11 protein-coding genes and 1 tRNA gene are annotated in these 9315 nt (G+C 69.5%); 1 reads left to right on the top strand and 11 read right to left on the bottom strand.

Annotated elements, in window-relative coordinates; genetic code table 11:
- The 9 genes from DQW85_RS32850 to DQW85_RS32810 form a co-directional block, all read right to left on the bottom strand.
- The coding region (locus DQW85_RS32850; protein WP_240197573.1) for an ArnT family glycosyltransferase at positions 1-1287 on the bottom strand (1287 nt) is incomplete at its 3' end.
- Positions 1288-1522: 235 nt separating this feature from the next.
- Positions 1523-1915, bottom strand: a complete 393-nt coding sequence (rplL, locus tag DQW85_RS32845; RefSeq protein WP_113703666.1) for a 50S ribosomal protein L7/L12 — start codon at positions 1913-1915, stop codon at positions 1523-1525.
- Between the two features lie 72 nt (positions 1916-1987).
- Positions 1988-2512: a 50S ribosomal protein L10 gene (gene rplJ / locus DQW85_RS32840; protein ID WP_113703665.1), complete on the bottom strand. Its 525-nt coding sequence runs from the start codon at positions 2510-2512 to the stop codon at positions 1988-1990.
- Between the two features lie 240 nt (positions 2513-2752).
- Positions 2753-3580 carry an SCO4651 family lipoprotein gene (locus tag DQW85_RS32835; RefSeq protein ID WP_240197572.1) on the bottom strand — a complete coding sequence of 276 codons (828 nt, stop codon included), beginning with the start codon at positions 3578-3580 and terminating at the stop codon, positions 2753-2755.
- Between the two features lie 438 nt (positions 3581-4018).
- On the bottom strand, positions 4019-4738 hold the full coding sequence (gene rplA, locus DQW85_RS32830) for a 50S ribosomal protein L1 (protein ID WP_205315591.1): 720 nt from the start codon (positions 4736-4738) through the stop codon (positions 4019-4021).
- 59 nt (positions 4739-4797) lie between these two features.
- A complete protein-coding gene (gene rplK / locus DQW85_RS32825; RefSeq protein WP_113703663.1) occupies positions 4798-5229 on the bottom strand; it encodes a 50S ribosomal protein L11 in 432 nt (143 codons plus the stop codon).
- 135 nt (positions 5230-5364) lie between these two features.
- Complete coding sequence (gene nusG / locus DQW85_RS32820; RefSeq protein ID WP_113703662.1) at positions 5365-6123, bottom strand: transcription termination/antitermination protein NusG; 759 nt, start codon at positions 6121-6123, stop codon at positions 5365-5367.
- Between the two features lie 81 nt (positions 6124-6204).
- Positions 6205-6450 (bottom strand): preprotein translocase subunit SecE, encoded by a 246-nt coding sequence (gene secE, locus DQW85_RS32815; protein WP_205315590.1) that lies wholly within the window; start codon positions 6448-6450, stop codon positions 6205-6207.
- A gap of 76 nt (positions 6451-6526) precedes the next feature.
- Positions 6527-6599, bottom strand: a tRNA-Trp gene (locus DQW85_RS32810).
- 156 nt (positions 6600-6755) lie between these two features.
- On the opposite strand from DQW85_RS32810, the gene DQW85_RS32805 reads away from it, so the two are divergent.
- The gene (locus DQW85_RS32805) at positions 6756-7964 is read left to right on the top strand and encodes a pyridoxal phosphate-dependent aminotransferase (RefSeq protein WP_113703660.1); all 1209 of its coding nucleotides are present in this window, start codon (positions 6756-6758) and stop codon (positions 7962-7964) included.
- A gap of 43 nt (positions 7965-8007) precedes the next feature.
- On the opposite strand, the gene DQW85_RS32800 is transcribed toward DQW85_RS32805, so the two are convergent.
- Positions 8008-8502: a hypothetical protein gene (locus tag DQW85_RS32800; RefSeq protein WP_113703659.1), complete on the bottom strand. Its 495-nt coding sequence runs from the start codon at positions 8500-8502 to the stop codon at positions 8008-8010.
- A 58-nt stretch (positions 8503-8560) separates the two neighbouring features.
- On the bottom strand, positions 8561-9315 hold a 755-nt coding region (locus DQW85_RS32795), incomplete at its 5' end, for a PASTA domain-containing protein (RefSeq protein WP_113703658.1).

Here is a 9315-nt window from a genome sequence, read left to right as displayed (position 1 = left end):
CGGCGGCCCCGTGACCGGCGGTCCGGCGGGCGCGAGCAGCCGGGCGACCATCAGCAGGCCGCCCGCCGCGACCAGCCCGCCGACGAGTACGGCCGGCCCCAGCCACGCGTTCCACTCGTCGCTGCGCGCCAGCAGCACGTACGCCCAGCCCGCCGTGACCGCCGTGACCACCGCCGCGACGACGCTCGAACGGCGCTCCCAGATCAGCGCGGCCCCCGCCCCCACCAGCCCGGCGATCGCCGGCGCCAGAGCCACCGTGTAGTACGCGTGGAAGATCCCCTGCATGAGGCTGAAGACCACCCCGGTGACCAGCAGCCACCCGCCCCACACCGCGAGCTGGGCCCGCCGCGGATCCGTACGGGGCGCCCGCCGCGTCACCCAGCAGCCGACGCTCAGCAGGATCAACGCCGCCGGCAGCAGCCACGAGATCTGCCCGCCCGCCTCGCTGTCGAACAGCCGCAGCCAGCCCGCCTCGTCGTTGAGGTTGCCCAGTCCCCCGTAGTCGGCGCCGTTCAGCCGGCCGATGCCGTTGTAGCCGAGCGCCAGCTCCAGCACGCTGTTCGCCTGCGAACCACCGATGTACGGCCGGTCGGCGGCCGGTATCAGCGCCACGGCGAGCATCCACCACCCGGCGGACACCAGCACGGCCACCCCGGCGATCGCCACCTGCCGGATCCGCCGCCACGCCCCGGTGGGCGCGGTCACCAGGTACACCAGCGCGAACCCCGGCAGCACCAGGAACGCCTGCAGCATCTTGGCCAGGAACGCGAACCCGACACACGCCCCAGCCAGCGCCAGCCACCCCGTGGCGGCCCTCTCCTGGGCCCGCACCACGCAGTAGGCGGACCCGGCCAGCAGCAGCACCAGCAGCGCGTCGGGATTGTTGTACCTGAACATCAGCACCGCCACCGGTGTGACCGCCATGACGGCCCCGGCCAGCAGTCCGGCCCAGGCGGGGAAGCGGCGGCGGACCGTCGCGTACACCACGGCCACGGTCGCGACGCCCATGAGGGCCTGGGGCGCCAGGATGCTCCACGAGTTCAGCCCGAACAGCCGGACGCTCAGCCCCATCGGCCACAGCGACGCGGGCGTCTTGTCGACGGAGATGGCGTTGGCCGCGTCGGACGAGCCGAAGAAGAAGGCCTTCCAGCTCTGGCTGCCCGCCTGGACCGCGGCCGAGTAGAAGGGATTCGCCCAGCCTGAGGCGTCCAGACCCCAGACGTAGAGCACGGTGGTGGCGACGAGCAGCCCGCCGAGCGCCCATCGCGCCTTCGCATTCGCAGTCACGTTTCGCACGTCAGGAACGGCCTCTCACCAGGCGATGAGACTAGATCGAGAATCTCGTCAGCGCCGTACGGCGGGCGTAAACGGTGGAACGGCGATCGGCGATCGGATCGGCGATGAAGGCTCGATCATCGCGGGCACGCAGAAGGGGCGGCACACCCGGCACCTGGGTGTGGCCGCCCCTTCTGGCGAAACGACCTCGACGGGGCGCCAGAGAGGGACGCCCCGAAAAGGGGTGTTACTTGACGGTGACGGTCGCGCCGGCGCCCTCGAGGGCAGCCTTGGCCTTCTCCGCCTGCTCCTTGTTGACCTTGCCGTCGAAGACGGACTTGGGAGCGCCGTCCACCAGGTCCTTGGCCTCCTTGAGACCGAGGGACGTGAGGGCGCGGATCTCCTTGATGACCTGGATCTTCTTGTCGCCGGCAGCCTCGAGGACGACGTCGAACTCGTCCTGCTCCTCGACGGCGGCGGCCTCGGCGCCGGCGGCGGCCGGAGCAGCGGCGGCGACCGCGACGGGAGCGGCGGCCTTGACGTCGAAGACCTCCTCGAACTGCTTCACGAACTCAGAGAGCTCGAGGAGCGTCATCTCCTTGAACGCGTCGAGCAGCTCGTCGGTGCTGAGCTTCGCCATGATGGTTTCTTCCTCCGTATGGGACTTGCGAAATTTGGGAACGGGACCGCGGGTTCTGCGGCAATCCCCGAGCTACTCGCCCGCCTCTTCGCGCTTCGCGCGCAGGGCGTCGGCCAGCTGAGCCATGTTGGTGGGCAGCGCGGCGAACATCGCGGCAGCGGCGCTCTGCTTCGCCTTGAGCGCGCCAGCAAGCTTCGCGAGGAGCACCTCGCGGGACTCGAGGTCGGCGAGCTTGGTGATCTCGGTGGCGTCCAGCGTCTTGCCGTCGAGGACGCCGCCCTTGATCACCAGAAGGGGATTGGCCTTGGCGAAGTCACGCAGACCCTTGGCGGCCTCGACAACGTCGCCGTTGACGAAGGCGATCGCGGTCGGACCGGTGAGCAGGTCGTCGAGACCCGTCAGGCCGGCCTGGTTGGCTGCGATCTTGGTCAGGGTGTTCTTCGCCACGGCGAACTTCGCATTCTCACCGAGGGAGACGCGCAGCTGCTTGAGCTGAGCGACGGTGAGACCGCGGTACTCGGTCAGAACGGCGGCGGCGCTGCCTTCGAACTCGTTCTTGAGCTCGGCAACCGCTGTCGCCTTATCCGCCCTCGCCATGGGCCTCCTTCCAGATGTGCCGCCGGGGAAGGCCCGAAAAATGAGAACGGCCCCGGGCGCAGGGCGCACACGGGGCTCACTCACATGGATCACACCATGCGGGAAACTCGCATCACACCTGCGCGGGCCGTCCGCATGAAGCGGATCCTTCGGTCACCAGGCTTTGCGGCACCTGACGACGACCGGCGGTCTTCGGCAACGACCAGACTACGGGCTGGCCGCCGAGTTTCCAAATCGCTCTCAGTTGGCGGTGGGCTTCGGCAGCTCTCCCACCTGGTCGGCGGGCGGAGCCTCGATGTTCACCGGCTTGTCGAAGTCCTTGAAGAAGAGGGTGGCGTTGAGGGTCGCGCCCTCCTTCGCGCCGCTCAGCGCGAGCTTGCGGGGCAGACCGTCCGAGCCGGCCCACATGTCGAACTTGACGTCCTTGAGCTCCGCCAGGTTCTTGCGCGCCTGCTCCTGCTTGTCGGCGGGGAGCTGCTGGACGGCCACGTCCACGGGGAACGTGCCGCTGTAGTGGGTGGTGTCCTCGCCGTTGACGCTCTCGGTGCCGACGGCCTTCACGTCCTTCGAGGCGGTGATCATCTTGGTGACGCTGGCCAGGTCGAACTGCTGGATCTGGTCCAGGTACTGCTTGGCCTGCCCCGAGGTGTCCGCGTCGGTGAGTGACACCTTGATCCAGGGCTTGGTCGCGCCCACGAGGTTCTTGAGCGCGTCCACCTTGACGTAGAGGGTGTCGCCCTGGAGCACGGCGCGCACCCCGCCGGGCACGCTCCTGTCGCCCAGGTCGATCGTGTCGAGGGTGAGGTCGACGGCCAGCTGCGGCTTGCTCTGGTAGAGCATCCGTCCTTGCACCTTGCCGCCGCCCTCTTGGGGGTGCTTCAGGTCGACGATCCCGTCGACCGTGTAGCTGGTGGCTTGCGCCGTCTTCTGCGCAGCCTGCGCGAGCACCCCAGAGGCGGCCAGCTTGGCCTGGATGGGCTGCGCGTTCGTTCCACATCCGGCGACCGCGACCGCGACCAGAGCGGCGCCTGCCGCGGCGGTGGCGAGAGAAATCCTGCGCTTCAGCATGTTTTGACCCTACGTGTCAATGGCCGGGTCTGTTGGCTTCCCCGGAGATCTAGGGGAAAACCCAGGGTCATCCCGGAGCCCCGTTCCCGTAGGCCGTCCCGAACCGCCCACCCACCGTCCGGACCTGGCCACACCCCGTGCGCGACTCCGGCGGACTCCCGCGGACAGCCGCCCGGACAGGCTCCCCCAGGGCCCCGGACGACGGCGACGCGGCCGGACGGACCGCACGCGCCGGACCTCCCCTGCCCGCTTGCGTCCTCCCCCGGCGGTCGCTCGGGACGTGGGTCGCGCGGAGAGCCTCGGGATCGGCAGGGTGCACGCTCGCCCCGGAGACCGCGCGGTCGGAGCGGTCGGGGACCCGAAGAGGGGCCGGAGACGCAGAACGGCCCCCGCCTGTCACAGGCGGGGGCCGCTGGCGCGCAGCCACGCGCTATATCGTTACGCCTCCAGCTCGGCCGTGAGGCCGCGCGTGGCGTTGGGGTCGACCGGGACACCGGGGCCCATGGTCGTCGAGAAGGTGACCTTCTTGACGTAGCGGCCCTTGGCGGCCGACGGCTTGAGACGGAGCACCTCGTCGAGGGCGGCCGCGTAGTTCTCGACCAGCTTGCGCTCGTCGAACGACGTCTTGCCGATGATGAAGTGCAGGTTGGCCTGACGGTCCGTGCGGAACTCGATCTTGCCGCCCTTGATCTCGGTCACGGCCTTGGCCACGTCGGGCGTCACCGTGCCGGTCTTGGGGTTGGGCATGAGGCCGCGGGGGCCGAGCACGCGGCCCAGGCGGCCGACCTTGCCCATGAGGTCGGGGGTGGCGACCACGGCGTCGAACTCGTTGAGCCGGTTGCCCTTGGCGATCTCGTCGATCAGCTCGTCGGCGCCGATGATGTCGGCGCCGGCCTCGCGGGCTGCCTCGGCACGGTCACCGGTCGCGAAGACCAGGACCCGGGCGGTCTTGCCGGTGCCGTGCGGGAGGTTGACCGTGCCGCGCACGATCTGGTCGGCCTTGCGAGGGTCGACGCCGAGCCGCAGCGCCACCTCCACGGTGGCGTCGAACTTGGTGGTCGAGCTGCTCTTGGCGAGCTTCGCGGCCTCGGCCGGCGAGTAGAGCTTGTCGCGGTCGATCTTCGCCGCGGCGTCCTTGTGCGCCTTGCTGCGCTGCATGATGTCTCCTTGTGGTCCGCGGGCCAGCGCTCGGCCCTCCCACGGGTGGTGAAAAGGGGTCAGTCGGCGACGGTGATGCCCATGGACCGGGCGGTGCCGGCGATGATCTTCTCGGCCGCCTCGACGTCGTTGGCGTTGAGGTCGGGCATCTTGGTCTCGGCGATGCTGCGCAGCTGCTCGCGGCTGAGCTTGCCGACCTTGTCCTTGTGCGGGACCGCGCTGCCCTTGTCGATGCCGAGAGCCTTCTTGATCAGCTCGGGCGCCGGAGGCGTCTTCGTGATGAAGGTGAAGCTGCGGTCCTCGAAAATGGTGATCTCAACGGGGATGATGTTGCCCCGCTGGGCCTCCGTCGCAGCGTTGTACTGCTTGACGAAGTCCATGATGTTGACGCCGTGCGGGCCGAGGGCGGTGCCGACGGGCGGTGCGGGCGTGGCCTGGCCGGCGGGCAACTGGACCTTTACCAGCGCCGCGACCTTCTTCTTGGGAGGCATGATCCTTCTCCGGGTCCTGGAAATGTGGTGCGGACCCCACGGGCGTGGGATTCCAAGGTGCGCCTCGACGAGTGCGGCGACCTTGGGCTCCCCCTCGCATACGTGGGGGACGACGTATCAGCTTACGTGATCGTCTCAGATCTTCGAGACCTGGTTGAACGACAGCTCCACCGGGGTCTCGCGGCCGAAGATGGAGACGAGCACCTTGAGCTTCTGCGACTCGGGGCTGATCTCGCTCACCGAGGCGGGCAGGGTCGCGAATGGGCCGTCCATGACCGTGACGGACTCGCCGATCTCGAACTCGACCGTCGGGCCGGTGGCGGTCTTGGTCGCGGCCTTCTTGCTCTCCTCGCTCGGCTCCGGGGCGAGCAGCTTGGCGACCTCGTCGAGGCTCAGCGGGCTCGGCTTGTTGGACAGGCCGACGAAGCCGGTCACGCCGGGGGTGTTGCGCACCGCGGCCCACGACTCGTCGGTCAGCTCCATGCGCACCAGCACGTAGCCGGGCAGCACGCGCTCCTTGACCGGCACCTTCTTGCCGCTCTTGAACTCCTGGACGGTGTGCGTCGGCACCTCGACCTGGTAGATGTAGTCCTCCATGTTGAGCGACACGTTGCGGCTCTCGATGTTGGACTTGACGCGGTTCTCGTAGCCCGCGTAGGAGTGGATCACGTACCACTCGCCGGGCAGACCGCGCAGGCCGCGCTTGAACTCCTCGACGGGGTCGACGTCGGGGAGGATGTCACCGTCTTCGTCGGCGGCGGGAGCCTCGCCGACCGCCTCGTCGCTCTCCGCGACCTCGGCGTCGGCGGTCTCCTCAGCGGCCTCGACGGCCTCTTCCGGCTCGTCGCCCCACTGGTCGCGGGACTCCTCCGCCGGCACTGAAGACTCGGACACGGTGACTTTCCTCTTCCGTCGAATTGCGTCGATGTTCGTCGAATCGAATGGCGACTCCGTCAGCCGACCTGCGACGTCGGATCAGGCCTTGCCGAAGATGCGCAGGACAGCCCAGCCGAAGGCGCTGTCGAGCCCGTACACGATGGCAACCATGATCAGAACGAATACCAGAACGACCGTGGTGTAGGTGACGAGATCCTTGCGTGTCGGCCAGATGACCTTGCGCAGCTCGTTGACGACCTGCCGGTAGAAAAGGGCAGGCGAAGTGCGTGTCTTCTTCTCACCACTGGGCTTGCCTGCGGTCTCGCCGCGCGTGTCGATCGCCACAGTCCTCACCTGAATCTGTCGTATCCGACGCATTTTGCGGCGCGCTTACACGCCATTGTTGCGCGGACCGCACTCGCAGGGCACGAGGGACTCGAACCCCCAACCGCCGGTTTTGGAGACCGGTGCGCTACCAATTGCGCCAGTGCCCTATGTCGCCAACCACACTACCCTGATTGACTCCCTGCCTGGACCGAACCGCACGTCGACATGCGGCGGCACGACCAGGCGAAAGTGTATCGGTGGATGCCCATTCCGTCGAACCAAATCTGATCGCCCAGGTCAGGCCCTCGTGCGAGCATGGAACCATGTCGACCCCTCCTCGCATCTCCACACGGATCTCCGCCATCTCCGAGTCCGCCACGCTCGCAGTCGACGCCAAGGCGAAGGCGATGAAGGCGGCCGGCCGCCCCGTCATCGGCTTCGGCGCGGGCGAGCCCGACTTCCCGACGCCCGGCTACATCGTCGAGGCGGCGGTCGCGGCCGCGCGCGAGCCACGCTTCCACAAGTACACCCCGGCCGGCGGCCTGCCCGAGCTGAAGCAGGCGATCGCGGCCAAGACGCTGCGCGACTCCGGCTACCGGGTGGAGCCGTCGCGGGTGCTGGTCACCAACGGCGGCAAGCAGGCCGTCTACCAGGCGTTCGCCACGCTGCTCGACCCGGGCGACGAGGTGCTGGTCGTGGCGCCCTACTGGACGACCTACCCGGAGGCGATCAAGCTGGCGGGCGGCGTCCAGGTCGACGTCGTCACTGACGAGACGACCGGCTACCTGGCGGGCGTCGAGCAGCTGGAGGCCGCGCGCACGGAGCGCACCAAGGTCCTTCTGTTCGTCTCGCCGTCCAACCCGACGGGCGCCGTCCACTCCCGCGAGCAGACCGAGGAGATCGGCCGCTGGGCGGCCGAGCACGGGCTCTGGGTGGTCACCGACGAGATCTACGAGCATCTCGTGTACGGCGGAGCGGAGTTCACCAGCATCGCCACGGCGGTTCCCGAGCTGGGCGACCGCGTCGTCATCCTCAACGGCGTGGCCAAGACCTACGCGATGACGGGCTGGCGGGTGGGCTGGCTGATCGGGCCGGGCGACGTGGTCAAGGCCGCGACCAACCTGCAGTCGCACGCCACCTCCAACGTGGCCAACGTGTCGCAGATGGCCGCGCTGGCCGCGGTCTCCGGCGACCTGTCGGCGGTGGGGCGGATGCGCGAGGCGTTCGACCGGCGCCGCCAGACGATGGTGCGGATGCTCAACGAGATCCCGGGCGTGTTGTGCCCGGAGCCGAAGGGGGCGTTCTACGCGTATCCCTCGGTCAAGGAGCTGATCGGCAAGGAGCTGCGCGGCAGGCGCCCGGCCTCCTCGGCGGAGCTTGCCGAGCTGATCCTGGAGGAGGCCGAGGTCGCGGTCGTGCCTGGCGAGGCGTTCGGCACCCCGGGCTACTTCCGGCTGTCGTACGCGCTGGGCGACGACGACCTGGTCGAGGGCGTCAGCCGCCTGGCCAAGCTCCTCGCCGACGCACGTTGATCAGGCGGGCGGAACGGATGGGCGGAACGGGCGGGGCAGGCCCTTAGGGCGGCATGACCCCGGCGGCGACCCGGCGCACCTCCCTGGCGAGCCCCGGCGTGGCGGCGACGTACACCGCCGTGCCGGGCCGTTCCAGCCACATGTGGTTGCGCACGCCGCCCCGGGTGCGCCAGCGCAGCGCGGGCCTGCCCCGGTGCGCGTAGAGCACGGACCTGCTGACCAGCGTGGCGAACCGCCCGGCGGAGCGGACGCCGCACACCACGCCGACGCGCAGTTCCTCTCCGGCGCCGCGCCACGACAGGCCCCTCACCTCCAGCGGACGCGTCAGCGACCTGATCCGCGCGAACCGCGGCCCGCGGGACAGCCCTTCGGGCAGATAGGTAACTGTCACCGGTGCGGAGCCGCAGGTCAGCGAGGGCCCCTGCCGCGTGGCCGGGGTGGCCGGGGTGGCGGTCAGGCGGCCGGGGCGGAGCGAAACGGTGTCCGGGCCGCAGGCGACGAGTGCGAGCACGAGGATCGCCGGTGCCAGGCGCCGCATTCAGCCCCCATGACTCTGTGTGGACATTCCGGAAAAGGATCCCAGTCTCCTACAGGACTCACCGCCCCGCGAGCTTGATGCCTTCGGCGACCTTCTTGATCTCGGCTTCGGCGTCCACCTGCTTGGCGTAGTGCGGGCTGATGTACACCTCGACCGCCAGCCCGTCACGCGGGAACCAGCCGATGGTGAGCGTGGCGCCGTTTCCGGGCTCGCTCGCTTCGGAGCCACCCTCGGTGACGTTCGCCAGATATCCCTTCCTGCCGTTGACCTCGACGGCCGTGAAGACGCCGATCCGCCGCTCGACGACCTTGGACGCGGCGCCCTCGAACACCACGACCTGGACGCCGTAGCCGTCCTTCTCGTCGCCCCCCGGCGCGAAGGAGGTGGTGTAGCTCTTCTTGCCGAACCCGTCCTTGCCCGACCACCTGCTCCACTCCAGCCCCTCGGGCAGGTAGCCGATGTGGATGCCGCCGAACGTGCGGCCGTCACCCAGGTCGCCCAGGTCCTGCGGCATCGTCGGGGACGGTTCGACGGTGAGCGTGATCCGCTCCCCCGCGGCCACCTCCTTGCCCGCGGCGGGCTCCTGCCGCCGCACGGTGCCCGAGACGACAACCGCGTCCGGGTCGTCGACCACCAGCCCGGCCTCCCGCAGCGTCTTGACCGCCTCGGTCACGGGCCTGTCCACCACGTCGGGCACGGTGACCGGCGCCACGACGGCGCGGTCCTGACCGGTCGCGGCGGGCCGCGCGGGGGCGGACTCGCCGGTGTTCAGCGCCAGCGGCGCGGCCACGGCGACCGCCACCGTGGCGAGCG

This window comes from Nonomuraea lactucae (genome assembly GCF_003313395.1).
Lineage (GTDB): Bacteria > Actinomycetota > Actinomycetes > Streptosporangiales > Streptosporangiaceae > Nonomuraea > Nonomuraea lactucae.
The sequence above is the reverse complement of the archived record's forward strand: the minus strand, read 5'-3'. Positions and strand labels throughout refer to the sequence as shown.